Origin of the sequence: Rhizobacter sp. Root1238 (assembly GCF_001425825.1) — a bacterium.
In the GTDB taxonomy this organism is placed as follows: domain Bacteria; phylum Pseudomonadota; class Gammaproteobacteria; order Burkholderiales; family Burkholderiaceae_C; genus Rhizobacter.
In genome coordinates, this window is the sequence record NZ_LMDM01000050.1 from 92,248 (window position 1) to 118,717 (window position 26,470).

19 protein-coding genes and 1 riboswitch are annotated in these 26,470 nt (G+C 69.9%); of the genes, 9 read left to right on the plus strand and 10 right to left on the minus strand.

Annotation, left to right across the window (positions count from 1 at the left end; genetic code table 11):
• The first annotated feature begins 21 nt into the window (after positions 1 to 21).
• Together ASC98_RS28755 and ASC98_RS28760 are read left to right on the plus strand one after the other, a co-directional pair.
• Complete coding sequence (locus ASC98_RS28755; protein WP_056805730.1) at positions 22 to 8,835, plus strand: GH36-type glycosyl hydrolase domain-containing protein; 8,814 nt, start codon at positions 22 to 24, stop codon at positions 8,833 to 8,835.
• A 44-nt stretch (positions 8,836 to 8,879) separates the two neighbouring features.
• A complete protein-coding gene (locus ASC98_RS28760; RefSeq protein ID WP_082542109.1) occupies positions 8,880 to 9,464 on the plus strand; it encodes a hemerythrin domain-containing protein in 585 nt (194 codons plus the stop codon).
• Between the two features lie 18 nt (positions 9,465 to 9,482).
• On the opposite strand, the gene ASC98_RS28765 is transcribed toward ASC98_RS28760, so the two are convergent.
• The 3 genes from ASC98_RS28765 to ASC98_RS28775 all read right to left on the minus strand — a co-directional run bounded on the left by ASC98_RS28765 (position 9,483) and on the right by ASC98_RS28775 (position 13,338).
• The gene (locus ASC98_RS28765; RefSeq protein ID WP_056805733.1) at positions 9,483 to 10,397 is read right to left on the minus strand and encodes a transglutaminase family protein; all 915 of its coding nucleotides are present in this window, start codon (positions 10,395 to 10,397) and stop codon (positions 9,483 to 9,485) included.
• A gap of 86 nt (positions 10,398 to 10,483) precedes the next feature.
• Positions 10,484 to 10,837, minus strand: coding sequence for an FKBP-type peptidyl-prolyl cis-trans isomerase (locus ASC98_RS28770; protein WP_157598134.1), 354 nt, complete (start codon positions 10,835 to 10,837; stop codon positions 10,484 to 10,486).
• A 23-nt stretch (positions 10,838 to 10,860) separates the two neighbouring features.
• A complete protein-coding gene (locus tag ASC98_RS28775) occupies positions 10,861 to 13,338 on the minus strand; it encodes a membrane-bound PQQ-dependent dehydrogenase, glucose/quinate/shikimate family (RefSeq protein ID WP_056805965.1) in 2,478 nt (825 codons plus the stop codon).
• A gap of 164 nt (positions 13,339 to 13,502) precedes the next feature.
• Here ASC98_RS28775 and ASC98_RS28780 point away from each other — a divergent pair, with 164 nt between their 5' ends.
• The 5 genes from ASC98_RS28780 to ASC98_RS28800 all read left to right on the plus strand — a co-directional run bounded on the left by ASC98_RS28780 (position 13,503) and on the right by ASC98_RS28800 (position 18,019).
• Entirely contained in the window at positions 13,503 to 14,525 is a 1,023-nt protein-coding gene (locus ASC98_RS28780) for a methionine synthase (protein ID WP_056805739.1), read from the plus strand.
• A 123-nt stretch (positions 14,526 to 14,648) separates the two neighbouring features.
• A complete protein-coding gene (locus ASC98_RS28785; protein ID WP_056805743.1) occupies positions 14,649 to 15,629 on the plus strand; it encodes an RHS repeat domain-containing protein in 981 nt (326 codons plus the stop codon).
• The gene (locus ASC98_RS28790) at positions 15,607 to 15,960 is read left to right on the plus strand and encodes a DUF4288 domain-containing protein (RefSeq protein WP_082542107.1); all 354 of its coding nucleotides are present in this window, start codon (positions 15,607 to 15,609) and stop codon (positions 15,958 to 15,960) included. Before ASC98_RS28785 ends, ASC98_RS28790 begins: the two co-directional genes overlap by 23 nt.
• Before the next feature lie 111 nt (positions 15,961 to 16,071).
• Positions 16,072 to 17,412 (plus strand): argininosuccinate synthase, encoded by a 1,341-nt coding sequence (gene argG, locus ASC98_RS28795; protein WP_056805750.1) that lies wholly within the window; start codon positions 16,072 to 16,074, stop codon positions 17,410 to 17,412.
• Positions 17,413 to 17,572: 160 nt separating this feature from the next.
• A complete protein-coding gene (locus ASC98_RS28800; protein WP_056805753.1) occupies positions 17,573 to 18,019 on the plus strand; it encodes a hypothetical protein in 447 nt (148 codons plus the stop codon).
• 35 nt (positions 18,020 to 18,054) lie between these two features.
• On the opposite strand, the gene ASC98_RS28805 is transcribed toward ASC98_RS28800, so the two are convergent.
• Positions 18,055 to 19,497, minus strand: a complete 1,443-nt coding sequence (locus tag ASC98_RS28805) for a DHA2 family efflux MFS transporter permease subunit (RefSeq protein WP_056805971.1) — start codon at positions 19,495 to 19,497, stop codon at positions 18,055 to 18,057.
• Positions 19,498 to 19,727: 230 nt separating this feature from the next.
• On the opposite strand from ASC98_RS28805, the gene ASC98_RS28810 reads away from it, so the two are divergent.
• Both ASC98_RS28810 and ASC98_RS28815 read left to right on the plus strand, forming a co-directional pair.
• A complete protein-coding gene (locus ASC98_RS28810) occupies positions 19,728 to 20,246 on the plus strand; it encodes a hypothetical protein (RefSeq protein ID WP_056805756.1) in 519 nt (172 codons plus the stop codon).
• Positions 20,247 to 20,257: 11 nt separating this feature from the next.
• The gene (locus tag ASC98_RS28815) at positions 20,258 to 20,596 is read left to right on the plus strand and encodes a hypothetical protein (RefSeq protein ID WP_056805759.1); all 339 of its coding nucleotides are present in this window, start codon (positions 20,258 to 20,260) and stop codon (positions 20,594 to 20,596) included.
• A gap of 6 nt (positions 20,597 to 20,602) precedes the next feature.
• On the opposite strand, the gene ASC98_RS28820 is transcribed toward ASC98_RS28815, so the two are convergent.
• The 6 genes from ASC98_RS28820 to purH all read right to left on the minus strand — a co-directional run bounded on the left by ASC98_RS28820 (position 20,603) and on the right by purH (position 26,461).
• Positions 20,603 to 21,082: a 6,7-dimethyl-8-ribityllumazine synthase gene (locus ASC98_RS28820; RefSeq protein ID WP_056805763.1), complete on the minus strand. Its 480-nt coding sequence runs from the start codon at positions 21,080 to 21,082 to the stop codon at positions 20,603 to 20,605.
• Between the two features lie 80 nt (positions 21,083 to 21,162).
• Positions 21,163 to 21,332, minus strand: a riboswitch (FMN riboswitch).
• Between the two features lie 48 nt (positions 21,333 to 21,380).
• Complete coding sequence (locus ASC98_RS28825; protein ID WP_157604871.1) at positions 21,381 to 22,613, minus strand: alpha/beta fold hydrolase; 1,233 nt, start codon at positions 22,611 to 22,613, stop codon at positions 21,381 to 21,383.
• Positions 22,614 to 22,624: 11 nt separating this feature from the next.
• Entirely contained in the window at positions 22,625 to 23,173 is a 549-nt protein-coding gene (gene ruvC, locus ASC98_RS28830) for a crossover junction endodeoxyribonuclease RuvC (RefSeq protein ID WP_056805769.1), read from the minus strand.
• Between the two features lie 12 nt (positions 23,174 to 23,185).
• Complete coding sequence (locus ASC98_RS28835) at positions 23,186 to 24,154, minus strand: phosphatidate cytidylyltransferase (RefSeq protein WP_056805773.1); 969 nt, start codon at positions 24,152 to 24,154, stop codon at positions 23,186 to 23,188.
• Positions 24,154 to 24,774 carry a 1-acyl-sn-glycerol-3-phosphate acyltransferase gene (locus tag ASC98_RS28840; RefSeq protein WP_056805776.1) on the minus strand — a complete coding sequence of 207 codons (621 nt, stop codon included), beginning with the start codon at positions 24,772 to 24,774 and terminating at the stop codon, positions 24,154 to 24,156. The genes ASC98_RS28835 and ASC98_RS28840 overlap by 1 nt, the downstream gene beginning before the upstream one ends.
• A gap of 103 nt (positions 24,775 to 24,877) precedes the next feature.
• Positions 24,878 to 26,461: a bifunctional phosphoribosylaminoimidazolecarboxamide formyltransferase/IMP cyclohydrolase gene (gene purH / locus ASC98_RS28845; RefSeq protein ID WP_056820619.1), complete on the minus strand. Its 1,584-nt coding sequence runs from the start codon at positions 26,459 to 26,461 to the stop codon at positions 24,878 to 24,880.
• Between the last annotated feature and the right edge of the window lie 9 nt (positions 26,462 to 26,470).

The following is a 26,470-nucleotide window of genomic DNA, read 5'->3' on the forward strand; positions in this document are numbered from 1 at the left end:
GGCGCCCTCGGGGGTGGGCCGATGAATCCCTCGATCACGGTCTACGAGGGTTTCGATTTCGCACTGCCTGCGGCGATCGAGGAATTCGCCGGCGCGTTCTCGCGCTGGGATGCGCCGTCGCGCTCGGTGCGCCGCGCCCGTTTCAAGAGCGAGCTGACGCGCGCGATCGAGGAATTGCGCGCCTGCGTGCGGCAGATCGAGACCTTCACCGACGAGCAGCGCTCGCTGTCGCAGGCGGCGCAGTGGCTGGTCGACAACTTCTACGTCATCGAGCGCATCCAGACCGCGCTGAGCCAGCAATTGACCGACAAGGCGGTGCGCGGCCTGCCGGCCTACCAGACCGGCGGCCATCCGTCGCGCGCGCGCGTCGAGCTGTTCTCGCACTTCTACCTCGAGGCCTGCGATTTCGACTTCGAGGCCGACGAGCTGGTGCACGTGCTGGTCGAGTACCAGAAGGTGCACCCGCTGATGCTGCGCGAGCTGGCGCTGCTCGCGCCGATCCTGAACTTCCTGCTGATCCGCCAGCTGCGGGCCTGTGCCGAGCAGATCCTCGAGATCCACCGGGGCGCGCATGCGGCCGACCTGGTGGCCGATGCGGCGTTGACCTCGTCGTCGCGCGGGCCGACGCAGAAGGCCGCATCGGCGGTGCCCGACCTGAAGAACGCGTCGCCGGTGTTCCGCCAGGCCTACCTCGGCCAGCTGGCGCAGCGCCGCCGCTACGACGACCCGGCCAGCATGGCCGGCGGCGCGCATGCCGAAGGCGTCGGCATCGTCCACCAGGCCGGCGCGATCGAAGACGACCTGGTCGTGCGCACGATGCTCGACGTGCGGGTGCGCAACATCTTCCGCAGCGTGAAGGCGATCGAGCTGAGCGACTGGGTCGACATCTTCGCGAAGACCTCGCTGGTCGACCGCGCGCTGCAGCGCAACAGCGTCTACGCGCGCATGGACCCGCATTCGAAGGCCTTGTACCGGCTGGAGCTGGAGCGGCTGAGCCTGCGCAGCGGGCTGCCGGAGCCCGATCTTGCCGAGCTGGTGGTCGACCGCTTCGGCCGCGGGCGCGCTCGCGGCACCGAGGCGGGCAGCGATGCCGGCCAGGACGGCGAGGACACCGACATCGGCCGCTGGCTGCTGTCCGACCGCCGGCCCGAGCTGGAGCGCAGCATCGGCCTGACGCCGAACCCGCTGCGCCGCATCGAAGACGCCGTGCCCCACACCCGCCTGGTGCTGTACGCCGCGCTGGTGCTGTCGCTGACCTTCGCGTTCACCGCGCTGGCCTTCCGGGCCGGCTACGGCGAGGAGCATGTGTCGCTGCCGGCCTTCGTGATCTTCCTGCTGGCGGTCTGGCCGGCCTCCGAGATCGCGGTGCTGCTGATCAACCGCATCCTCGGCCGCGTGTTCAGGCCGGCGCAGTTGCCGCGCCTGGAGTTCTCGCACGGGTTGCCACCGCAGTGCAAGACGATGGTGGTGGTGCCGACGATGCTGACCCAGCTCGACCAGGTCGATCACCAGGTCGGCGAGCTGGAGCGCCACTACCTGTCGAACCGCGACGACCAGCTGCGCTTCGGGCTGCTGACCGACTGGCGCGACGCGCCCGACCAGTCGCTCGAGACCGATGCCGCGTTGCTCGCGAAGGCGCGCGAGGCGGTGGCGCTGCTGAACCTGCGCTACCCGCTGCAGGCCGGCACCGCCAACGGCACGGCCACCGACGGCCGCGTCGAAGACCGCTTCTACCTGTTCCACCGCTCGCGCTGCTGGAACGAGAACGAAGGCGCCTGGATGGGCTGGGAGCGCAAACGCGGCAAGCTCGACGAATTCAACCGCCTGCTGATCGGCGAACCCGGCACCTCGTACGTGTTCGAGGACGGCAGCGCCGAGCGCGTGCCGCGCGGCGTGCGCTACGTGATCACGCTCGATGCCGACACGCGCATGCCGGTCGGTTCGGTGGCCCGGCTGGTCGGCACCGCCGCCCATCCGCTGAACCGGCCGCAGATCGACCCGCAGACCGGCCGCGTCGAGCGCGGCTACGCACTGTTCCAGCCGCGCATCTCGTTCCTGCTGCCGCAGGCCGAGGACCATTCGGTGTTCCGCTGGATCTTCTCCAGCGGCGCCGGTGTCGACCCCTACGCGGCCGCGATCTCCGACACCTACCAGGACACCTTCGGCGAAGCCACCTACACCGGCAAGGGGCTGTACGACCTGCAGGCCTTCCACACCGCGCTGTCGGGCCGGGTGCCCGAGAACGCGCTGCTCAGCCACGACCTGTTCGAGAGCGCGTTCGCACGCTGCGCGCTGGTCAGCGACGTCGCGTTCTTCGAGGATTCGCCGTCGCATTCCGAGGTCGCCGCGGCCCGCTCGCACCGCTGGGTGCGCGGCGACTGGCAGCTGCTGCCGTGGCTGCTGGGCGTGCGCGCCGAGCCGCTGTCGCCGCTGAACCGCTGGAAGATGCTCGACAACCTGCGGCGCTCGCTGCTGCCGATCGCGTCGTTCGCGCTGGTCATCGTGGCCTTCATCGACCCGGCCGCGCAACCGCTCGCGTGGCTCGCGCTGGTGCTGGCGTCGATCAGCCTGCCCGGGCTGCTCGGCTGGTTCTCGGCGCTGTTCGCGCCGGTGCCGAAGGGCGTGCGCAGCAACCGGCCGATCCAGCTGACGCGCGAGCTCGGCCATGTCGCCGGCCATGCGCTGATCGAGCTGGTGCTGCTGGCACAGAGCGCCTGCGTGATGGCCGACGCGATCGCGCGGGCGGTGTGGCGCACCTTCGTCTCGCAACGCAAGATGCTCGAATGGCGCACCGCGGCGCAGGCCAAGGCGGCGGCGGGCGGGCAGTTGCGGCAGTTCAGCTGGGCCATCAGCAGCGCGACGCTGCCGCTGATCGCGTCGAGCGCGCTGATCCTGCTGTTCAACCGCGATGCGATCGTCGCGGCCGCGCCGCTGCTCGCCGCGTGGTGGCTGGCGCCGGTGATCGCGGTCGCGATCAGCTCGCCGGTGCTGCTGGCCGGCCGGCTAGCCGGCGACCAGGACCTGCGCGAGTTCCGCCGCATTGCGCGCCGCACCTGGCGCTTCTTCGAGGACTACGTCGGCCCGGCCGACAACCACCTGCCGCCGGACAACGTGCAGTTCGAACCGGAAGAGGTGGTCGCGCACCGCACCTCGCCGACCAACATCGGGCTGTACCTGCTGGCGCTGACGCGGGCGCGCGACCTCGGCTGGCTGGCCGGCGGCGATTTCCTCGCGCGCATGAAGGCCACGCTCGGCAGCATGGCGAAGCTGGAGACCTACAACGGCCACCTGCTGAACTGGTACGAGACCCAGTACCTGCGGCCGCTGGAGCCGCGCTACGTGTCGTCGGTCGACAGCGGCAACCTCGCGGCCCACCTGGTCGTCGTGGCGCGTGCGCTGCAGGAAGAGCGCGAACGCCCGGTGGTCGGGCCCGAGCGGCTGGCCGGGCCGCGCGACAGCTTCCTCGAGTTGCAGTCGGCGTGGCGCAACCTGCGCGCCGGCAGCCCGCGGGGCGACAAGGGCGCGCCGCGCGGCAACGTCAGCCCGGCCGAGATCGACCGGGCGGTGGCCGACCTGGGCACCAAGCTGCTGCAGGCCGACCCGGCCACGCCGGCCGACGCCGGCCGTGCGCTGGCCGGGGCGGCGCAGCTCGCGCTGCACCTGAAGGAGCTGCTCGAGGCGTATGCCTTCGGCAGCGCCGACGGTGCCACGCAAGGCGCCGCCGGCGCGCTGAAGCCGGTCGTCGACGAGGCAGCGCGGCTGTGCCATGCACTGGCGGCGCACCTCGACGACCTGCAGCGCCACTGCCCGTGGGCGGTCGAGGCGGCGTTCGGCACCTTGCAGCAGCAGGCGCCCGAGGTGTTCAGCGGCACGCTCGCCCAACTGCTCGCGCGGGTGCCCTGCGTCGGCGACCTGCCGGTGCACCTGACCGAGGTCGAGTCGGCCCTGAAGGCCGCGCAGCAGCGCGACGGCCAGGCGCCGGCCACGGCGATGCTGCTGGCCGCCGCGCTGAAGGCCTGCGCCGAAGCGCGCATCGCGACCGCGGTGTGGCTGGCCGACCTGGACGCCTGCGCGGCGCAGGCCGAGGCCGCGTGGCGCGGCATGCAGTTCGGCTTCCTGTTCGATGCACGGCGCAAGCTGTTCTCGATCGGCTACCGCGTCGCCGAGCACCAGCTCGACGAAGGGCGCTACGACCTGCTGGCGTCCGAATCGCGGCTCGGCAGCTACCTCGCCGCGGCCAAGGGCGACGTGCCGGTCGACCACTGGTTCCGGCTCGGCCGGCACATGGGCCTGGTGGCCGCCGGCCCGGTGCTGATCTCGTGGTCGGGCTCGATGTTCGAGTACCTGATGCCGGCGCTGGTGATGAAGACGCCGCCCGGCAGCCTGCTGCACCAGACCTGCCACAACGCGATCGCCGAGCAGATCCGCTACGGCCGCGAGCAGAACGTGCCCTGGGGCATCTCCGAATCCGGCGTCAACGTGCGCGACGTCGAGCTGACCTACCAGTACGGCCCGTCCGGCGCGCCGGCGTTGAGCCTGAAGCGCGGCATGGACCGTCAGCTGGTGGTGGCGCCCTATGCGACCGCGCTGGCCGCGCCGTTCGCGCCGGCCGAGGTGCGGCAGAACTTCGCTGCGCTGGACAGGCTCGGCGCGCTCGGGCCGCACGGCTTCTACGAGGCGATCGACTTCACCGCCGAGCGCCTCGGCGAGGACGAGAAGTGCGCGATCGTCAAGAGCCACATGGCGCACCACCAGGCGATGAGCCTGCTCGCGCTGACCGCGCTGCTGACGCCGGACAGCCTGGCCGACCGCTTCCACCGCGAGCCCGAGATGAACGCCTTCGACCTGCTGCTGCAGGAGCAGGTGGCCGGTTCGGTGGTGATCGCCCGCGACAGCACCGCGGTGCCGGAGCGCCACGACAAGCTGGCCCGGCATTCGACGCAGCGCGTGCGCCGCGTGCAGGCCACCGATGTGCGCCGCCCGGCGGTGCACCTGATGTCGAACGGACGCTACGCGACCGCGCTGACCGCCAGCGGCTCGGGCTACAGCGAATGCGCCGACCTCGACATCACGCGCTGGCGCGAGGACCGCGTGCTCGACGACTGCGGCCTCTTCATCTACCTGCGCGATGCCGATTCGGGCGTGCTGTGGTCGGCCACGCTCGCGCCGACCTTCAGCGAGCCGGATCACCAGTCGGTCGAGTTCGCCGAGGCGCGCGCGCAGTTCGACCTGCGCCAGCACGGCATCCGCAGCAGCCTGGAGGTGGTGGTCGCGCAGCAGGAAGACGCCGAGATCCGCACGCTGAAGCTGACCAACGAAGGCCACGGCCTGCGCCGCATCGAGGTCAGCGCACTCGGCGAGGTGGTGCTGAACCAGCGCAATGCCGACATGGCGCACCCGGCCTTCTCGAACCTGTTCATCACGACCGAGTACGACGCGGCGCGCGGCGCGCTGCTGGCCACGCGGCGCCCGCGCGCGTCGCACGAGTCGGCGCCGACCGCGATCCTCGGCGCGGTGGTCGAGGGCACGCAGGCCGGGCCGCTGTCGTACGACACCGACCGCCGCACGGTGATCGGGCGCGGCCGCGGCAAGCGCGAGCCGATCGCGATGACCGAGCAGGGCGGCCTCGCGATGACGACCGGCGCGGTGCTCGACCCGGTGCTCTGCCTGCGCCAGACCCTCGAGCTGAAGCCGGGCCAGTCGGCACGCGTCGCGTTCGTGCTGGCCTTCGGCACCGACCGCGAGAGCGCGAGCCGCACGTGGCAACGGCTCGGCTCGTTCAGCGCGCTGCAGCGCGAGATCTCGCGCTCGTGGGTGTATGCGCAGGCCAAGCTGCACCAGCTGGGCGTCGGCAGCGAGGAGGCGACGCACTTCCAGGCGCTGTCGGCCTACCTGATGTTCTCCGACACCACGTTCCGCCCCGGCACCGAGTTCATGCGCGGCAACCAGCTGTCGCAGCGGGCGCTGTGGCGCTACGGCATCTCGGGCGACCGGCCGATCCTGCTGGTCACCATCGATTCCAACGACGACCTGCCGCTGGTGCAGCAGATGGTGCGCGGCCACCATTTCTGGAAGGCGCGTTCGTTCGAGGTCGACATCGTGGTGCTGAACGACCGCGCCACCTCGTACTCCGACGACATGCAGCATGCGATCGAGAACATGGTGCGCCAGGCCGGCGCCGGCCCGGATGCGCCGGCCGCCGGCGGCCGCATCTACGTGCTGCGCGGCGACCGCCTGCCCGACGACGAGCGCCGCCTGCTGATGACGCTGTGCCGCGTGCTGCTGCGCGGCGGCCAGGGCCTGCTGGGCGACCAACTGCGCCGGCGCGCACCGCGCGAGGCGCCGCCGCTGCCGCAGACGATGCCGCTGCGCGCGCCGCTGGCGCAAGGCGGTGCGCCGGTCGAGCCGACCGCCACCGCGGAACTGCAGTTCTTCAACGGCACCGGCGGTTTCACGCCCGACGGCAAGGAGTACCGCATCGTGCTGCCGCCAGGCCGCACCACGCCGGCGCCGTGGGTCAACGTGATGGCGAGCCCGCAGATCGGCACGCTGGTGTCCGAGAGCGGCTCGGCCTTCACCTGGCGCATCAATGCGCGCGAGAACCAGCTGACGCCATGGTCCAACGATGCGCTGGTCGATCCGTCGTCGGAAATCCTGTACCTGCAGGACCGCGCGACCGGCGCCTACTGGACGCCGACCGCGCAGCCGCGCAGCGCACCCGGCGCGACGCACGAATGCGCGCACGGCGCCGGCTACAGCCGCTACACGACGCAGGCCGAAGGGATCGAATCGGAGTTGACGCACTTCGTCGCGTGGGACCGGCCGGCCAAGCTGATGCGCCTGCGGGTGGCCAACCGCAGCGCGCGCCGCCGCACGCTGACGCTGACGCTGTATGTCAACCTGTGCCTGGGCGACAACCGCAGCGGCAAGGTCGACCTGCTGTCGACCTGGGCCGGCCGCAATGCGTCGACCACGCTGTATGCGCGCAACCCGATGAACGCCGACTTCGGGCGCGACATCGCGTGGCTCGGCAGCTCGCACCCGGTCAGCGGCTGGACCTGCGACCGTGCCGAGTTCATTGGCATCGGCCAGGGGCTCGGCGCGCCGCAGGCGCTCGAGTCGCAGCGCACGCTGCGCCAGGCCGCCGGCGTCGGCCCCGACCCGTGCTGGGTGATGCAGGTCGAGCTGAAGCTGGAGCCGGGCGAGTCCGACACGGTGGTGTTCTCGTTCGGCCAGGCAGCGAGCCTCGCCGGCGCCGACGAGCTGGTGCGCATGACCACGCGCGACGCCGACCAGGCGCTGGCGAACGTGAAGGCGCAGTGGGACGAGCTGCTCAGTGCTGTGGAAGTGCGCACGCCCGACCGCTCGCTCGACCTGATGCTGAACCGCTGGCTGCTGTACCAGGTGCTGAGCAGCCGCTGCATGGGCCGCTGCGGCTTCTACCAGGCGGGCGGCGCCTACGGCTTCCGCGACCAGCTGCAGGACGTGATGGCGCTGGTGCATGCGTGGCCCGGCTTCGCGCGCGACCACCTGCTGCGCGCGGCGGCGCAGCAGTTCGTCGAGGGCGATGCGCAGCACTGGTGGCACCCGCCGAGCGGCAAGGGCGTGCGCACCACCTTCTCGGACGACCGGCTGTGGCTGCCGTATGCGGTGGCGTACTACGTGTCGGTGACTGGCGACGATGCGGTGCTCGACCAGACGGTGTCCTTCCTCGAAGGCCCGCAGCTGCCGCCGCACGAAGAGAGCCAGTACTTCGAGCCGACGGTCTCGCACGAGAGCGCGAGCCTGTTCGAGCACTGCGTGCGCGCGATCCAGGTGAGCCGCGGGCGCGGCGTGCACGGGCTGCCGCTGATGGGCTGCGGCGACTGGAACGACGGCATGAACCGGGTCGGCTGGAAGGGCCAGGGCGAGAGCGTCTGGATGGCCTGGTTCCTGAAGTCGGTGCTCGACGAGTTCATGCCGATCGCGATGCGCCGCGAGCGCGCCGACCTGGTCTCCGAATGGACGCTGTTGTCGCAGGAGCTGATGACCGCGGTCGACGCGAACGCCTGGGACGGCCAGTGGTACCGGCGTGCCTACTTCGACGACGGCACGCCGCTCGGCTCGGCGTCGAACGACGAATGCCGCATCGATTCGCTGTCGCAGAGCTGGGCGGTGATCGCAGGCGGCGCCGACCCGCAGCGCGCGCGCGACGCGATGGAGAAGGTCGACGAGATGCTGGTCGACCGCGAGTCGCAGCTGATCCGCCTGTTCACGCCGAGCTTCGACAAGACCGCGCACGACCCTGGCTACATCAAGGGCTACGTGCCCGGCATCCGCGAGAACGGCGGGCAGTACACGCACGCCGCGGTGTGGACCGCGATGGCCTTTGCGCGGCTCGGCGATGCCCGGCGCGCGTACCCGCTGTACGCGATGCTGAACCCGATCGGCAAGAGCGATTCGCGGCTCGCGGTGCAGCGCTACCGTGTCGAGCCCTATGTGATGCCGGCCGACATCTACGGCGAATCGCCGCACACCGGCAAGGGCGGCTGGACCTGGTACACCGGCGCCGCCGGCTGGTACTGGCGCATCGGCATCGAGGAGCTGCTGGGCGTGCGCGTGCGCGGCGGCGTGCTGCACGTCGCGCCGGTGGTGCCGGCCGCCTGGCCGGGCTTCAGCGTCACGCTGCGGCGCGGCAAGACCGTCTACGAGGTCGAAGTCAGCAACCCGTCGAAGCGCGAGCAGGGCCAGGGCACCTGGTCGCTGCAGCACGACGGGAACCCTGTTTCCCCCGAGAGCGGCGTGCCCTTTGTCGATGACGGTGCACGGCACCGGGTTGTGGCCACGCTCGCCTGAATGCAGTCAATCCAACCTTGCAGTCGCATTGAAAGGAGATCACCATGCCAGCCGCTCCCCGTCCCCGCGCGAAGCCATCGCGATTCGACGCCATCGAGATGCTGAAAGCCGACCACATCGCGATCAAGAAGCTGTTCATCGCGTTCCATCAACTGAGTGACCGCAGCAACACCGAAGGCGAACGGCGCGCGGTGGCCGAGCGCATCTGCACCGAGCTGACGGTGCACGGCCAGATCGAGGAAGAGATCTTCTACCCGGCAGTGCGCGCGGCGATCGGCGACGACGCGCTGGTCGACCAGGCCGAGGTCGAGCATGCGAGTGCGCGCGAGCTGATCGCCGAGATCTCGGCGATGAAGCCGGCCGACGACCAGTTCGATGCCAAGGTCATCGTGCTCGGCAAGCACATCGATGCGCACGTCGAGGAAGAGCACAGCAAGATCTTCCCGAAGGCGAAGAAGGCCAAGGTCGACCTGAAGTCGGTCGGCACGCGGCTCGCGTCGCGCAAGGCCAAGCTGATGGAGGAGTACCACGCGATGGCCCGTGGCGGCGAGCCGCAGGAGGACGAGAGCGACGATCCGGTCGGCCGTCCGCCTTTCGAGCACGGGCACCGGCCGGTGTCCAGGGCGTGAGACCGTCTTCGAGGGGATTCAGCCGGTCCGCGTGACCTTCACGTCGACCTGCAGGCCGATGTAGGCATCGGCATCGCCGAACCAGCTGCCCGAGATCGGTGCGGCCTGCTTCGGATCGCGCACGACACCGACGCGCACCAGCTGCGAGCCGCCGAGCAGGTTGTTCGTCGGGTCGAACGGCAGCCAGCCTGCGCCGGGCAGGTAGGCCTGCAGCCAGGCGTGCGTGGCGCCGGCACCGGTGGTGGGAACCGTGTCGTTGCCGTCGGCGCCATCGCGTGGTGCCCCGGCCGGGTCGAGCGCCGGGTCATAGAGGTAGCCCGACACGAAACGTGCCGCGACACCGAGCCGCCGCACCGCCTCCATCATCAGCAGCGCGAAGTCGCGGCAGCTGCCGGTGTTCAACGCCAGCGTCTTCAGCGGGTCCTGCGTGCCTTCCTCGTCGCGGTCGGCGTAGGTGAAGTGGTCGCGGATGTGCTGGTTCATGCGCACCAGCATGTCGCGGGTGCCGGTCGGGCCGTCGGTGCGGATGAACTGGCGGGCCCACGCGGTGAGCTTGCCCTGCGGGTCGTCGTGGTGCGGGCGCAGGTAGTGCTCGAGGTCGAAGCGCTCGTCGACCGAGTACGAGAACGGAAAGAACTCGGCCGACGGCGACAGCGGCAGTTCGAGGTTGTGGCTGCTTGCATGCTCGATCGTGAACGAGCAGACGAAGCGCAACTCGGCAGCTTCGCCGAGCGGCTGCACCAGCGCGATCGAGTTCGAGTACGGGTCCTGGATCATGCGCACGCTCGCGTCGGGACTGACCTTCAGGTCGGTCGCGAGCACGCGCAGGTCGTGGCTGTCGCGCGGGCGGAACATCACGCGGTGCTCGCCGAAGCGCACCGGCTTCGAGTAGCGGTACGTCGTCGTGTGCGTGATGTCGTAGCGGATGGTCATGGCAACACCCGTTCGGGCTGAGCTTGTCGAAGCCTTCGTGCCATGCGAGCAGGCCCTTCGACAGGCTCAGGGCGAACGGAGAGGGCTCAGACGCCCAGCAGTTCCACCTCGAACATCAGCGTCGCGTTCGGCGGGATCACGCCGCCGGCGCCGCGCGCGCCGTAGCCGAGCTGCGGCGGGATCACCAGCACGCGCGTGCCGCCGACCTTCATGCCCTGCACGCCTTCGTCCCAGCCCTTGATCACCATGCCGGCGCCGAGGCCGAACTCGAACGGGTCGTTGCGGTCCTTGCTGCTGTCGAACTTGGCGCCCTTGACGCCGTTGTTGTAGAGCCAGCCGGTGTAATGCACGCTGACGTGCTGGCCGGCTTGCGCTTCGGCGCCGGTGCCGGGAACGGTGTCTTCGTATTGGAGGCCGGAGGCGGTGGTTTGCATGGGAATGTCCTGGGGAGTCCTGGTGTCGATCACCGCGGCAGAGTGTAGGCGAGGACGTAGTCTCCAGGCCGCGTGCCGGTCGAGCCGTGGCCGCCGGCCATCACCAGCAGGTATTGCCGCCCGTCGGCGCCTGCATAGGTCATCGGCGTCGCCTGGCCGCCGGCCGGCAGGCGCTGCGTCCACAGCTCGCGCCCGGTGGTCGCGTCGTAGCCGCGCACGTAGTCGTCCAGCGTGCCCGACAGGAAGGCCACGCCGCCGGCCGTCAGCACCGGCCCGCCGATGTTGGGCACGCCCATGCGGAACGGCAGCGGCAATGGCGACAGGTCGCGCACCGTGCCGTTGCGGTGCTTCCACGCCACCTGGCCGGTGCGCAGGTCGGCGCCGGCCACGAAGCCCCACGGCGGCTGCTGGCACGGCAGGCCGAACGGCGACGTGAAGGCATTCATCTTCGCGGCGAACGGCGCGCCGAAGTTCTCGTTCAGCGCCGGCAGCGGGCCCTTCGGGTCGCCCTTGCCCTGCACCATCAGTGCGCGGTCGTCCGGCCGCGGCACCAGCTTCGACACGAAGGCGAGGTAGGTGGGCGTCGTGAACGCGATCTGGCGCACCGGGTCGACCGCGATGCCGCCCCAGTTGAAGACGCCGAAGTTGCCGGGGTAGACCAGCGAGCCGCCTTCGGACGGCGGCGTGAAGCGTCCCTCGTAGCGCAGCCGGTGGAAGGCGATGCGGCAGCCGAGCTGGTCGAACATCGTCGCGCCCCACATCTGGTCGCCGGTCAGCGGCTTCGGCTCGAACGACAGCGCCGAGCGCGGCTGCGTCGGCGCGGTGTGGTCGCCGGTGGCCGCGCCCTGCGGCGACGGCACTTCGGTGACCGGCAGGATCGGCTGGCCGCTGCGGCGATCGAGCACGAACAGCTCGCCGTGCTTGGTCGGCTGCACCAGCGCCGGCACCGACGCGTCGTTGACCGTCAGGTCGACCAGGCTGGGTTGCGCCGGCACGTCGTAGTCCCACAGGTCGTGGTGCACCGTCTGGAACACCCAGCGCGCGCGGCCGGTGGCCAGGTCGAGCGCGACCACGGACGACGAGAACTGCTCGACCGCCGGGCTGCGCCGGCCGCCCCACTGGTCGGGCGGCTGGTTGCCCATCGGCACGTAGACCATGCCGAGGGCCTCGTCGACGCTCGAGATCGACCAGCTGTTCGGCGAGTTCGGCGTGTAGGTCTGGCCGGCCGCGAGCGGCGCGGTGGCCTCCGGGTTGCCCGAATCCCAGTTCCAGACCAGTGCGCCGGTGTCGATGTCGAACGCGCGGATCACGCCCGATTGCTCCTGGGTCGAGAAGTTGTCGAGCACCGTGCCGCCGACGATCACCAGCTTCTGCGTGACCACCGGCGGCGAGGTGGCGTAGTACGAGCCCGGCTTCAGGTTCGGCATGTGGGCCCACAGGTCGATCTGGCCGCGCCCGCCGCCGAAGCTGCGGCAGACCGCGCCGGTCTCGGGGTCAAGCGCGATCAACCGGCCGTCGGCGGTCGGCATGAACAGCTTGGCGGGGCACTGGTCGACGGCCTTCACGCCGGCGCCGGTGGCGGCGACCAGCGCGCCGGCGCGCAGCGGCGAGGTGTCGGTGGCCGTCGACGGCGCCGCGGACGACGCAGCGCCACCGGCCGCTTCGGCGCGCGGCGGCTGGTACGACAGGCCGCGGCAGGTCAGGTGCTGCAGCGCGAGCTCGCCCTGGATCTGAGGGTCGTAGCGCCAGACCTGCGCGCCGGTGGTGGCGTCGAGCGCGATCACCGACTGGTGCGGCGTGCACAGGTAGAGCCGGTTGCCGATCTTCAGCGGCGTCACCTCGAAGGTGGTTTCCTGCGGATCGCCGGGCCGGCCGCGCAGGTCGCCGGTGCGGAACTGCCAGGCCAGCTGCAGCGAGCCGACGTTGTCCGGCGTGATCTGCGACAGCGGCGACCAGCGCTGGCCGAGCCCGCTGCGGCCGTAGGCATGCCATTCGCCGATCGGCACGCCCGAGGCGGCATCGGACGCGGCCTGCACGGCCGCCGCCGGAAGGCTGCCCCGCTGGTCGTGGCGGTCGACCGTCCACGAGGCGACCGCGACGCCCGCCGAGGCCACCAGCAGCAGCGCCAGCACGCCGCGCGCGCTGCTCCAGCCGCGCAGGCGCAGCGAACGCGCGACCGGCGGCAGCACCAGCAGCAGCCCGAGCACGAACAGCACGTCGAGGCGGGCCGCGAGCGGCCACCAGTCGAGCCCCGATTCCCACAGCGCCCAGCCCAGCGACGCGAGCAGCAGGCCGCTGAACACCCACAGGGCCGCGGCGCGTTGCTGCCACAGCAGCACGCCGCAGGCGAGGGCCGCGATGCCGGCCACGAGGTAGTACGGGCTGCCGCCCAGCGCGATCAGCCAGGCGCCGCCGCCCGCGAGCGCGAGGCCGGACAGGATCAGCAGGACGGCCAGCACCGAGGCGAGCGCGGAACGCGGCGGGGTCGAATCCGCGGCGCGGGGGATAGGGGAAGTCGACACGGGGAATCTCCGGGAGGCGGCGGACAATCGCGCGGATCGTTCAAGGTAGCGGGCCGTGGCGCGCCGCCGTGTCGGCCGTCCGCGCGCAGAGTCGTAGGACGCCATGCCTTGCGCACCCCTCGTTGCACCCGATGACAGGAGATGTCCGAATGTTCGAAGCCACCCTCGCCGGCAGCCTGCCGAAACCCGCCTGGCTCGCCGAGACCGGCAAGCTGTGGCCCACCTGGCAAGCCGAGGGCGCCGCGCTGGCGCAGGCCAAGCTCGATGCGACGCTGCTGTGGATCAAGACGCAGGAAGACGCCGGGCTGTCGGTGATCGGCGATGGCGAGCAGTCGCGCCAGCATTTCGTGCACGGCTTCCTGGAGCGCGTGGCCGGCATCGACTTCGAGCACAAGGTCGAGATGGGCATCCGGCGCGACCGCTACAAGGCGATGGTGCCGCAGGTGGTGGGGCCGCTGAGCCTGACCGGCCGGGTGCACGAGACCGAGGCGCGCTTCCTGCGCGCGCACACGCAGCGCAGGATCAAGTTCACGCTGCCCGGCCCGATGACCATCGTCGACACCGTGGCCGACCGCTTCTACGGCGACCGCGTGAAGATGGCCTTCGCGTTCGCCGAGCTGCTGAACCAGGAGGCGCGGGCGCTGGAGGCCGACGGCGTCGACATCGTGCAGTTCGACGAGCCGGCCTTCAACGTCTACATGGAAGAGGCGGCCGAGTGGGGCGTGAAGGCGCTGGAGCGCGCGGCCGAAGGGCTGCGTTGCACGACCGCGGTGCACATCTGCTACGGCTACGGCATCCAGGCGAACATCGACTGGAAGAACACGCTGGGCGACGAGTGGCGCCAGTACGAGAAGGTGTTCCCGGCGCTGGCTGCGAGCCGCATCGACCAGGTGAGCCTGGAGTGCATCCATTCGCACGTGCCGCCCGACCTGATGGCGCTGCTGGCCGGCAAGGACGTGATGGTCGGCGTGATCGACGTCGCGAGCGACACCATCGAGACGCCCGAGGAGGTGGCCGACACCATCGGCCGCGCGCTGCAGTTCGTGCCGAAGGAGCGGCTGATCCCGTGCACGAACTGCGGACTCGCGCCGATGAGCCGGGCGGTGGCGGAGGCGAAGCTGAAGGCGTTGGGGGAGGGGGCGGCGTTGGCGAGGCGGCGCAGCGGGGGCTAGCAGACCCGCCGAGACTTCGTTTTCACTGACCGGCTTCCGCTGCCGGCGAGGTCTTGTGCAAAGTTTCTTCAAGATGTGGGCCGAGGCTTCCTGCCATCAGAACTCGATGGAACAGGAAGGACCATGACCCTCAACCTCAAGAAACTCATCACGATGGCGGTGCTGGCGGTGTCTCAGGCCGCCGTCGCCGCCGGCTACACAGCGACCTACAACCTGCGGGGCCAGATGGCCACGCTCACGAAAGCTGGCGTCACGACGACCTACACCTACGACGCGGAGGGACGGCGGGTGCGCAAGGTCAGCAGCACGGGGCCGCAGAGCACCGTGATCTTCGCGTATGACCGGGCAGGGCACTTGCTGGGCGAGTACGACCAGAACGGTGCGGCCCTGCGTGAATACGTGTGGCTGCACGACACGCCGATGGCGATGTTCATGCCCGATGCGGCGAACCCGACGGGCGAGCCGCTGGTGTACTACATCCACACCGATCATCTGGATACGCCGCGCGTCGTGATCGACAAGAACAACGTCGTTCGCTGGCGATGGATGTCGGAGCCGTTCGGAACGACCGCGCCGGAAACGAACCCGAGCGGGCTGGGCCACTTCACGTTCAATCTGCGGTTTCCGGGCCAGTATGCGGACCAGGAATCGGGGCTGTTCTACAACTACTTCCGCTACTACAGCTCAGAGGATGGGCGCTACACGCAGCCAGACCCGATCGGGCTCGCGGCCGGCAGTGTGTCGCCCTATCCCTATGTGCATGGCAATCCGCTGTCGTATGTTGATCCGCACGGTCTTCAGAGTCTGGACAGTCCGAACGCGACGCTGAATTCAGCGATTGCCCGGGGCGACGTTCGGCAGCTTGAAACCTTGATGGAGGCGCTGGCCCCGCAAGAGCAGACCCTTGCCAGGAGCGTCATCGAAAAATTCTCGTCCCGAGCCGGCGACTGGATTGGAAAGAATTGCCAGGGATCCATCCATCGAGAGTTCCCAGGACAGTTCAGGGACCGCACACTGAAGGAAATACTCGATCAGGCCAAGGCCGGTGACAGTGCGGCCAAGAAGGCATGGAAGCTCATCAATGACAACCGATTCAAGAAATAGCGATCTGCTGTTCGCCGCCAACCTGCTGTTCCGCTCATCTCGCGAAGGCGTGTTCGATGACGGAAATCTGTGGGAAGAGTCGCTCATCCTCGTGGCGGGCGGGAGCGCCGAAGAGGCTGAAGAGAAGGCGGCGGCGCTCGCTCTCACAAGGCAGTCTTCGTATGTTGCGATGGACGGTGCCCATGTCGACTGGGTCTTCTTCAAGGTCGAGCGGGTGTTCGAAATCCTCGACACGCCCCTGTGCGATGGATCCGAGTTGTTCTCCCGGCACCTGCGGCATTCCGAGGTCCAAAGCATGCTGGTGCCATTCGACGGTCCCCCCAACCTCTGAGCTTCGCCGGATCGCGGGAAAGGAATGTGGGCGGGACCGGACGAAAAAGGACCGAAAATAGCGGCCCGCCCGCTCGTCGGATCGTTTCTCCCCTCCTCTCGAAGACCCCAGATGGCCACCATCCTCCAGAACCTGCCCCTCGGGCAGAAAGTCGGCATCGCCTTCTCCGGCGGCCTGGACACCAGCGCCGCGCTGCACTGGATGAAGCTCAAGGGCGCCGTGCCCTATGCCTACACCGCCAACCTCGGCCAGCCCGACGAGCCGGACTACGACGAGATCCCGCGCAAGGCGATGCAGTACGGCGCCGAGAAGGCACGCCTGGTCGACTGCCGGCTGCAACTGGCCAACGAAGGCATCGCCGCACTGCAGGCCGGCGCCTTCCACATCTCCACCGCCGGCATCACCTACTTCAACACCACGCCGCTCGGCCGCGCCGTCACCGGCACGATGCTGGTCGCGGCGATGAAGGAAGACGACGTCAACATCTGGGGCGACGGCAGCACCTTCAAGGGCAACGACATCGAGCGCTTCTACCGCTACGGTCTGCTGACCAACCCGGGCCTGAAGATCTACAAGCCCTGGCTCGACCAGCTCTTCATCGACGAACTCGGCGGCCGCGCCGAGATGTCGGCCTTCATGACGAAGGCCGGCTTCGGCTACAAGATGTCGGCCGAGAAGGCCTACTCCACCGACTCCAACATGCTCGGCGCCACGCACGAGGCCAAGGACCTGGAGCACCTGAACAGCGGCATCCGCATCGTCAACCCGATCATGGGCGTGGCCTTCTGGCGCGACGACGTGGCGGTGAAGGCCGAAGAGGTCACGGTGCGTTTCGAAGAAGGCCGGCCGGTCGCGCTGAACGGCCAGACCTTCGCGAGCCCGGTGGAGCTGTTCCTCGAAGCCAACCGCATCGGCGGGCGCCACGGCCTGGGCATGAGCGACCAGATCGAGAACCGCATCATCGAGGCCAAGAGCCGCGGCATCTACGAAGCCCCGGGCCTCGCGCTGCTGCACATCGCGTACGAGCGCCTCGTGACCGGCATCCACAACGAAGACACGATCGAGCAGTACCGCATGAACGGCCTGAAGCTCGGCCGCCTGCTGTACCAGGGCCGCTGGTTCGACCCGCAGGCCATCATGCTGCGCGAGACCGCGCAGCGCTGGGTGGCGCGCGCGATCACCGGCGAGGTCACGGTGGAACTGCGCCGCGGCAACGACTACTCGATCCTGAACACCGACAGCCCGAACCTGACCTACGCGCCGGAGCGGTTGTCGATGGAGAAGGTCGAGAACGCGCCGTTCTCGCCGCTGGACCGCATCGGCCAGCTGACGATGCGCAACCTCGACATCGCCGACACCCGCGAGAAGCTGATGGTGTACTCGCAGGCAGGGCTGCTGACGTCGGCGGGGGGAGCGGCGTTGCCGCAGTTGAAGAGCGACGCCGACAAGTGAAGGACGGGGTCCCGGACGCCCATCCGGGTCGGCCCCGCAAGGTGATGCCCGCCTACATCGCGAAAGGCCGCCGTCTGATCGACGGCCCGACGTGCCGCATCGACCATCCGCGAAGACCGGTCGCCGCCTCGGAGGCCGCTCCACCTTCACGAGGAGTCGAATGAAAAGCACCACCACGTCCTTGTCGCTGGCCGCACTCGCCGCATTGCTCGCCGCCGGTTGCAGCTCCACCCCCAGCAACCTGCAGACGGACACCGGCGACACGCGCCCGCAGCCGGTCATCGTGCAGGTGCCCGTCGAGTTGACGGCGCCGCAGCTGGAATCCGGCTGCTGGGTCCAGTTCTACAGCGACCGCAATTTCAAGGGCGAGGTCGCGACGCTGGTGGGGCCGGTCTCGCTCGACAGCGCCGACAAGATGAACGGCCGGCAGCTGAAGAAGAACATCGACAGCCTGGTGACCGGCTCCAAGGCCACGCTGCGCGTCTACGAACACGCGATGTTCAAGGACCGCTCCATCGCCTTCGGCCCGAACAGCCGCGAAGGCGGGCTGATCACGAAGCTCGGCGTCGGCGGCTCGATCCAGTCGCTGCAGCTCGAGTGCAGTTGACGTAGCCCAGGCCAATCCGGGACGCGGCCTGCGACTCACGCCGCAGGCGCCGCGGATCCATCGGCCGGCGCGGCCACCGTGGTGAAACGCGCCGCCCCGAGCAAGCCGCCGGTCGCCGCGAACACCGCACCGATCAGGAACGCGAGGTGGTAGCCCGCGGTCAGTGCTTCCTTCGCGTCGACCCCGGTGCCGACCAGCCCGCCGGTGCGCGCCGCCGCCAGGCTGGCCAGCACCGCCAGTCCCAGCGCGCCGCCCATCATGAATGCGGTGTTGACGATGCCCGAGGCCAGCCCTGAATCCTGCGGCTGCACCTCGCTCATCGCCGCCAGCAGCAGCGGGTTGAACGCGACGCCGGCGCCCACGCCGAGCAGCAGCATGCTCGGCAGCACGTCGATCCAGAAGTTGCCGTCGACCGGCGCGCGCGCCAACAGCGCCAGCCCGAGCGCGGCCACCAGCAGCCCGCCGGCCAGCGGCTTCTTCAGCCCGAAGCGCATCACCAGCTTGGCCGACAGCCCGAGCGAGAACGCCGCCATGATCAGGTTGGACGGCAGGAACGCCAGCCCCACCTGCATCGGCGTGTAAGCCAGCACCAGCTGCAGGTACAGCGCCGAGATGAAGAACCACGCGAACATGCCCGCCGCCCACAGCACGCCGACGATGTTGGCCGTCGACAGGTTGCGCAGCCGGAACAGCGACAGCGGCACCAGCGGCGACGCCACGCGTGCCTCGACCGCGAGGAAGGCGCCCATCAGCACGACGGCGGCACCGAGCAGCCCGAGCGTCTGCAGCGACAGCCAGCCGGCCTCGTTGCCGTTGACGATCGCATAGACCGCCAGCATCAGTGCGCCGGTGACGGTGGCTGCACCGGCCACGTCGAGCCGCGTGCCGCCGGCCACCGGCGGCGTCGCCGGCAGCAGCACCAGGCACAGCGCCGCCACTGCGATGCCGATCGGCAGGTTGACCAGGAAGATCCAGTGCCAGCTCAGCGCGCCGGTCAGCAGCCCGCCCAGCAGCACGCCGATGCTGCCGCCGCCGGCGCAGACGAAGCCGTAGACGCCCATCGCCTTCGCGCGCTCGGCCGGCTCGGTGAAGAGGTTCATGATCAGCGAGAGCGAGATCGCCGACACCACCGCGCCAGCCAGCCCCTGCACCGCGCGCGCGACGATCAGCACGCCCTGCGACTGCGCCAGCCCGCAGCCGAGCGACGCGATCGTGAAGCCGGCGATGCCGAGCAGGAACAGCCGCCGCTGGCCGTACAGGTCGCCGAGCCGCCCGCCCAGCAGCAGGAAGCCGCCAAAGGTCAGCATGTAGGCATTGACCACCCACACCAGCGAGGTCTCCGAGAAACCGAGGTCGCTGCGGATCGACGGCAGCGCGACGTTGACGATGGTCGTGTCGAGCACGATCATCAGCACGCCCAGGCACAGCACGGCCAGTGCGAGCCAGCGCTTGCGGGTGTCGAGGTGGCGGTGGGGCATCGGGAAATCCTCCGGCGGCGGCAAAAGGCGCCATTCTCCATGGCACCGGCACGCCGTCCAGCCCGGCCGCGACGGGGCGCTCGCGACACCGTTGCTCACGACGGTTGTCGCCGCCGGCCGACAGCCCCCCCAACAGGGGGGCGCCCCGTGCGCGACGCGCGCCCGCGCGCTCGCTAGACTGCGCCGTTCATGCGCCGGGGAGGCGTTTCACTTCAGAAGACTCAGACCACATGAAACGGGCCACGTTCCTGCTCAAGCTTTGTTACTGCCTGAACCTGTTCGGGCTGTTGGTGCCGCTCGCGTTGGCGCGGCTCGGCAGCCTGCCGCTCTTCGAGGATGCCACCACGGCCGCCGCCGCGCTGTTCTCCGGGTTGATTGCGCTGGTGCTGGTGCTCGCGGGCCTGTACCGCATCGGCCTCGTCGTGCGCCTGCCCGGCACGCTGGACGCCTGGCCGGCCGTCGGCCTGGCCGATGCACTGCAGCGCGTCGGTTCGGCCGGCCTGCACGCCGGCGCGGTGGTCGGGCTGGCAAGCCTGGTGGCGGGCCCGTGGCTGCATGCGGCCGATGCGCTGCTGGCGGCACAGGTGCTGGCGATGGCCGGCGGCATCGGGCTGATCGGGCTGGTGCTGTTCGAGTTCGGCCGGCTGATGTCGTTCGAGCAGCGGGCGCGCGACGAGCTGTCGCCGCAACGCCTGCGCCCCTCTCCGGCGATCGAAGGCCATTCGAGCCTCGACCGCCGCAAGCACTGAAGACCACCACGATGGCGCAACTGGACTTCGGGGATCGACTCGCGTCGGGCTTTGTCGGCGCGGTGGTCGGTGCCGTGATCGGCGCAGCGGTGGCCTGGTGGCTGGGCGTGTACCACGCGGCGATCGACGTGGCCGACCTGCGGCCGGTGTTCGTCCGCTGGATCGGCGGCAGCGCGTTCGGCTTCGGCCTGATCGGCTTCCTGTTCGGCCCGGTCGTCGGCACGCTGCTCGGCGAGGTCATCACCTTGCTGTTCCGGTTCGAAGACCGGCGGCACACCGAGTTCCCGTTCGGGATCTCGGTGCTGGCGCTGATCGGCGTCGGACTGTGGTTCTACGTCAGGAACCACTGAGCGGCGTCATGCCGGCAGCGCCCTGAGCGCTTCCAGCGTCGCGAGGCAGGCACCGGCGACTTCGGCGCCCTTCTTGACGAAGTGCTCGCTGAAGAACTGCCGGTGCTCCGCATGCTCATGAAAGTGCCGCGGCGTCAGCACGGCCGAGAACACCGGCACGCCGGTGTCCAGCTGCACGCGCATCAAACCGTCGATCACCGCCGCACTGACGAACTCGTGACGGTAGATGCCGCCGTCGACGACGAGCGCGCAACCGACGATCGCGTCGTAGCGGCCGCTGCGCGCGAGCTTCTGCGCATGCAGCGGGATCTCGAAGGCGCCGGGAACGTCGAACGCATCGATGCCGTCGGTGGAAATCCGTCGTCGTTCGAATTCGTCGAGCAGCCCGCGGCGGGCCTGTTCGACGATCTCGCGGTGCCACGAGGCGCAGACGACCGCAATGCGCGGCGGGTCGGCAGGGGAGGGAGTGGTGGTGGTCTGATTCATGGGTTCCTCGAGTTGGATGGCCAGAATCAGGGCGCGCGACAACGCGGGCGCCGCAACCGAAGCTGCTGCACCCGTGGTACTCGCGTTTCTCTTTCATCCGGACTGTGACCGTCGGCCCTGGCATCGCACCAGGTCTGCTGACCCCGTTCTCGCACCGGTGTTGGCCGCTGCATGAACGGGCGCTCGCGGGCTCCCGTGATCGCTCACGGATACCGCCGGTGGGGAATTCCACCCCGCCCTGAGAACGCTGTCCGCCGATCAAGGCGGACGCGGCGATTCTAGGTGGGGCGACCGCCGTTCACTCGCAGCGCGCCGCGCCGCTGCCCACGCAGTCGAAGAAGCCGAGCACCCGGTGCAGCACCGGGATGCGGTACGGGTCGGCCTCGATCAGCAGCGAGTGCTTGCCCTGCATCACCGTGCGGCCGATGCAGTAGCCGGCGCCGTGCGCCGCGTTCAGGGTGTCGCAGAAGGTCTTCTGCGCCGATGGCTTCACGACCACGTCCTGCTCGCCCTGCAGCAGCAGCACCGGCTGGCGGATGTGCCCTGCCGCCTCGCCGCGCACCCGCTCGGCGGCGCCGCAGGATTGCTGGAACCAGCGGTACGAGACGCCGCCCACCTTGGCATGCGGCGAGCCGCAGTCCGGCCCGTCGCAGCGCGCCTGCGCGCGCATGTCCCAGTGGCGCTTGAAGCGCGCGGCGCTGTGCGTCAGCGCGTTCGGCGCGTCGGGGGCGCGTTGCCGGATCAGTTCGTAGGCGGGGTCGAACGGCGTGCCCTCGGCATAGCTCTTCGGCATCAGCCACGCGAGGCCCGACAGCTGCATCGTGCCGCCGTCGCACAGGTAGTCGGCGAGCTGCGCCGTCACGCCGGCATTGCTGGCGCCGGTGGCCCACGGCGCCATCATCGGCGTGACGAGGGCCAGCGCGGCGATGCGCGCGGACGGCGAGGCTTCGAGGAACAACGCGGCCGCGGCGCCGCCCATCGAATGCGCCAGCAGGAACAGCGGCCGCGGCCGGCCGACGCGCGCGGCGCGCACCGGGCCGTCGACGAAGCTGGCCAGGTCGTTCACGTAGTCGTCGAAGTTCTCGACGTGACCGATCGAGTCGTCCTGCGGCAGCAGCCGCTGCGAGAAGCCCTGGCCGCGGTGGTCGTGGATGTAGACCGAGTAGCCGCTGCGCACCAGGTCGCGCACCGTTTCCTGGTAGAGCGCCAGGCCTTCGGTGCGGCCGGTGGAGATCACGACGCCGCCACGCGTCTCGGCGCGGTGCTGGTACAGCCGGTAGTGGATCTTGACGCCGTCGACGCCGGTGAAGGAGCCGCGCGTCAGCGTGGCCTCCTTCAGCGCGAGGGCTTCGAGGTCGGTCCAGCTCGGCGACGCGGCCAGGTCGGCCTCGGTGCCGATGACGTAGGGCGCGGCGCCGGAGGCTTCCAGCGGCGGGAACGAGGCCGTCTCCTGGGCGTGGAGCGACCCTGCCGCGGCCGCGGTCGCGGCGAGCACCCCGGCCGCCAGGCACCGCCGCGCGGCTTGCCACATCGTGTCGATCATCAGTAGGTGCGCCCCGCCTTGAACTGCGCCCGCGTCGTGCGCGTGCGCTGCGTCGCCCGCTCGATCGCGGCGAACGACTTCGCGGCGTGCGCATGGCACACCGCCAGGCCCAGCGCATCGGCCGCGTCCTTGCCCGGCAGGCCGGGCAGCTTCAGCAGCCGCATGATCATCTCCTGCACCTGCTCCTTGCGCGCCTGGCCGTGGCCGACGATGGCCTTCTTCATCTGCAGCGCGGTGTATTCGGCGACGTCGAGGTTGCCCGACACCAGCGCCGTCAGCGCCGCGCCGCGCGCCTGGCCGAGCAGCAGCGTGCTCTGCGGATTGACGTTGACGAAGACGATCTCGACCGACGCGCAATGCGGCTCGTAGCGGGCCGCGACCTCGCGCACGCCGTCGAAGATGATCTTCAGCCGCGCCGGCAGGTGGCCGATGTCGGCGGCATCGGTCTTGATGGTGCCGCTCGCGACGTAGTGCAGGTGCTGCCCGTCGACGTCGACGACGCCGAAGCCGGTGGTCCGCAGGCCAGGGTCGATGCCGAGGATGCGCATGTCAGGCGTCTCTCATGCGTCGAAATACCAGCGCACCGAATGGAAGAACACCGGCGCGGCGAACGCGAGCGGCGCGACGCGGTCGAGCAGCCCGACCGCGCCGGTCACCGACGCCCGGTTGCCCCAGCGCCGCACGCCGGCATCGCGCTTCAGCGCCTGCATCACCAGCGAGCCGAGCGTGCCGCAGCCCGATGCGATGAAGCCGATCAGCAGCGCCTGCGCCGGCTTGAACGGCGTGATCCAGTACAGCAGCCCGCCAACCAGGCCGCCGCCGAGCGCGCCGATGATGAACGCGCGCCACGAGAACTGGCGATCGATGTGCCGGGCCACCGGCAGGGCTCGCACGCGCCGGCTCGCCAGCGCCTGCACGCCCTGCGCACAGGCCACCACCAGCACCAGGTACAGCACCAGGAAGGCGCCGCGCTCCTGGTAGCCCTCGAAGTCGAGCAGCAGCAGCGCCGGTGCGTGGCTCATGCCGTAGATGCAGACCATCGTGCCCCACTGGATCTTCGCCGTGCGCTCGAGAAAGCGCGTCGCGTCGTTGCCGAGCGCCGCGAGGATCGGCAGCGCCGCGAACGCATAGACCGGGATGAACACGGTGAACAGGTCGAAGTGGCGCGTGCCCGCCAGGAAGTACTGCGCCGGCAGCACGACGAAGAAGGCGGCCAGCAGTGCGCGGTGGTCGCCGCGCCGGGTGTGCGTCAGCGTGATGAACTCGCGCAGCGCGAGGAAGCTCATCAGCGCGAACAGCAGCGTCGCGATGAACGCGCCCGACGCCCAGGCGACCCAGAACAGCACCGTGCCGATCCACACCGCGCGCAGCTCGCGCCGGAAGCGCTCGGTCAGCTCGGCCATCTCGGGCGACAGCTCGCGCAGCGAGCGCGCGAACGCGAGGCCGGTCACGATGGCCAGCAGCCCGAAGATGATCACGAACAGCAGGCCGACCTGCTGGGTCACCGTCAATTGGCGCAGCGCACCCATCAGGCGGCCACCTTGCTGAGCGCCATCACCGCCGAGCGCGCGCGGTCGAGGAAGACGCGCTTGTCTTCACCGACCGCCAGCGTCATCGGCGCGCCGAAGGTCACCGAGCACAGGATCGGCACCGGAACCACTTCGCCCTTGGGCATCACGCGCTGCACGTTGTCGATCCAGGTGGGGATCAGGTGCACGTCGGGGAACTGCTCGGCGAGGTGGTACAGGCCCGCCTTGAAGGCCTGCGGCTCGCCCTTGTTGCCGCGCGTGCCTTCGGGAAAGATCACCAGCGAGTCGCCGTTGCGCAGTGCGTCGACCAGCGGCTCCAGCGGGTCTTCGTCTTCGGTGCGGACGCGGCTCACGTAGACCGCGTTGAACACCTCGCGCGTGATCCAGTGCTTCAGCGGCGACGAGGTCCAGTAGTCGCGCGCGGCGATCGGCCGCGTCTGCGCCCGCAGGTCGTGCGGCAGCGACGCCCAGATCAGCACCCAGTCGAAGTGGCTCTGGTGGTTGGCGAAGTAGATGCGCTGCTCGGCCTTCGGCGGGCTGCCGTACCAGTGCCCCTGGGCACCGGTGATCAGGCGGGCGATGGACGACAGCAGCAGTCCGACGAGCTCGGGACGGGTCATCGGCCCACCCCCGAGGCGCTGCGCGCCTCCCCCTCAAGGGGGCGCCTCCAGTGGCCCGGCAAAGCCGGTTCCACGGAGGCCGCTTGATCGCTCGCGGTCGTCATCAGTGCCTGAAGTGGCGGATGCCCGTGAGCACCATCGCGATGCCGCGCTCGTTCGCGGCGGCGATCACCTCGTCGTCGCGCATGCTGCCGCCCGGGTGGATCACGCAGCTCGCGCCGGCATCGACCACCACGTCCAGCCCGTCGCGGAACGGGAAGAACGCATCGCTCGCGACCGCCGAATCCTTCAGCGACAGCTTGGCGTTCTCGGCCTTGATGCTCGCGATGCGCGATGAATCGACGCGGCTCATCTGCCCGGCGCCGACGCCGAGCGTCATGCCGTTCGCGCAGAACACGATCGCATTGCTCTTGACGTACTTCGCGACCTTCCACGCGAACAGCAGGTCGAGCATCTGCTGCTGCGTCGGCTGCTTGACGGTGACGACCTTCAGGTCGGCGAGCGCGAGCTCATGCAGGTCGGCGGTCTGGATCAGCAGCCCCGAGCCGACGCGCTTCACGTCCTGCGCATTGCGGCCCTGCAACCACGGCGTGGCACCGCCCGGCGGCAGCGCGATCTGCAGCAGCCGCACGTTCGGCTTGCCCTTGAAAGCCGCCAGCGCGTCGGCGCTGAACGACGGCGCGATCACCACTTCGGAGAACTGCTTGACGACCAGCGCCGCGGCCGCGCCGTCGAGTTCGACGTTGAACGCGATGATGCCGCCGAAGGCCGAGCTCGGGTCGGTGTGCAGTGCCTTGCTGTAGGCCTGCGCGGCATCGGCGCCGATCGCGACACCGCACGGGTTCGCATGCTTGACGATCACGCAGGCGGCCGGCGCGTCGGCGGGGCCGAAGGACTTGACGCATTCCCAGGCCGCATCGGCATCGGCGATGTTGTTGTACGACAGCTCCTTGCCCTGCAGCTGCAGGCCGGTGACGAGCGAGCCCGGCGCCGGGTTCAGGTCGCGGTAGTACGCGGCCGCCTGGTGCGGGTTCTCGCCGTAGCGCAGGTCCTGCAACTTCACGAAGCGGCCGTTGCTCTGCGCCGGGAAGGCGCTGCGGCTGCCGTCGGCCTGCAGCGACGACAGGTAGTCGCTGATCGCGCCGTCGTAGTCGGCGATGCGGTTGAACGCCGCCACCGACAGCCTGAACTTCGTTTCGCGGCTGACGCTGCCGCTCGCCTTCAGCTCGGCAACGACGCCGGCGTACTGCGACGCGTCGGTCAGCACCGCGACGTCCTTCCAGTTCTTCGCGGCCGAGCGCACCATCGCCGGCCCGCCGATGTCGATCTTCTCGATCGCGTCTTCGAGCGTGCAGCCGGGCTTGGCCACCGTGGCCTCGAACGGGTACAGGTTGACGACCAGCAGGTCGATCGTCGTGATGCCGTGTTCCTTCAGCGCCGCCATGTGCTCCGGCAGGTCGCGCCGGGCCAGCAGGCCGCCGTGCACGGTGGGGTGCAGCGTCTTCACGCGGCCGTCGAGCATCTCGGGGAAGCCGGTGTGGTCGGCGACCTCGGTCACCGGCAGGCCGGCGTCGGCCAGCAGCTTCGCGGTGCCGCCGGTGGAGAGCAGCTTGCAGCCGAGGGCGTGCAGTTCGCGTGCGAGATCGAGCACGCCGGTCTTGTCGGAAACGGAAAGCAGGGCTTGCATAAGGTGTCC

What these genes read in the sequence shown, in the direction of transcription:
- ASC98_RS28755 (WP_056805730.1), top strand. Translation starts at nt 22, where the DNA reads ATGAATCCCTCGATCACGGTCTACGAGGGTTTCGATTTCGCACTGCCT.
- ASC98_RS28760 (WP_082542109.1), top strand. Translation starts at nt 8,880, where the DNA reads ATGCCAGCCGCTCCCCGTCCCCGCGCGAAGCCATCGCGATTCGACGCC.
- ASC98_RS28765 (WP_056805733.1), bottom strand. Translation starts at nt 10,397, where the DNA reads ATGACCATCCGCTACGACATCACGCACACGACGACGTACCGCTACTCG.
- ASC98_RS28780 (WP_056805739.1), top strand. Translation starts at nt 13,503, where the DNA reads ATGTTCGAAGCCACCCTCGCCGGCAGCCTGCCGAAACCCGCCTGGCTC.
- ASC98_RS28785 (WP_056805743.1), top strand. Translation starts at nt 14,649, where the DNA reads ATGACCCTCAACCTCAAGAAACTCATCACGATGGCGGTGCTGGCGGTG.
- ASC98_RS28790 (WP_082542107.1), top strand. Translation starts at nt 15,607, where the DNA reads ATGACAACCGATTCAAGAAATAGCGATCTGCTGTTCGCCGCCAACCTG.
- argG (WP_056805750.1), top strand. Translation starts at nt 16,072, where the DNA reads ATGGCCACCATCCTCCAGAACCTGCCCCTCGGGCAGAAAGTCGGCATC.
- ASC98_RS28800 (WP_056805753.1), top strand. Translation starts at nt 17,573, where the DNA reads ATGAAAAGCACCACCACGTCCTTGTCGCTGGCCGCACTCGCCGCATTG.
- ASC98_RS28805 (WP_056805971.1), bottom strand. Translation starts at nt 19,497, where the DNA reads ATGCCCCACCGCCACCTCGACACCCGCAAGCGCTGGCTCGCACTGGCC.
- ASC98_RS28810 (WP_056805756.1), top strand. Translation starts at nt 19,728, where the DNA reads ATGAAACGGGCCACGTTCCTGCTCAAGCTTTGTTACTGCCTGAACCTG.
- ASC98_RS28815 (WP_056805759.1), top strand. Translation starts at nt 20,258, where the DNA reads ATGGCGCAACTGGACTTCGGGGATCGACTCGCGTCGGGCTTTGTCGGC.
- ASC98_RS28820 (WP_056805763.1), bottom strand. Translation starts at nt 21,082, where the DNA reads ATGAATCAGACCACCACCACTCCCTCCCCTGCCGACCCGCCGCGCATT.
- ASC98_RS28825 (WP_157604871.1), bottom strand. Translation starts at nt 22,613, where the DNA reads ATGTGGCAAGCCGCGCGGCGGTGCCTGGCGGCCGGGGTGCTCGCCGCG.
- ruvC (WP_056805769.1), bottom strand. Translation starts at nt 23,173, where the DNA reads ATGCGCATCCTCGGCATCGACCCTGGCCTGCGGACCACCGGCTTCGGC.
- ASC98_RS28835 (WP_056805773.1), bottom strand. Translation starts at nt 24,154, where the DNA reads ATGGGTGCGCTGCGCCAATTGACGGTGACCCAGCAGGTCGGCCTGCTG.
- ASC98_RS28840 (WP_056805776.1), bottom strand. Translation starts at nt 24,774, where the DNA reads ATGACCCGTCCCGAGCTCGTCGGACTGCTGCTGTCGTCCATCGCCCGC.
- purH (WP_056820619.1), bottom strand. Translation starts at nt 26,461, where the DNA reads ATGCAAGCCCTGCTTTCCGTTTCCGACAAGACCGGCGTGCTCGATCTC.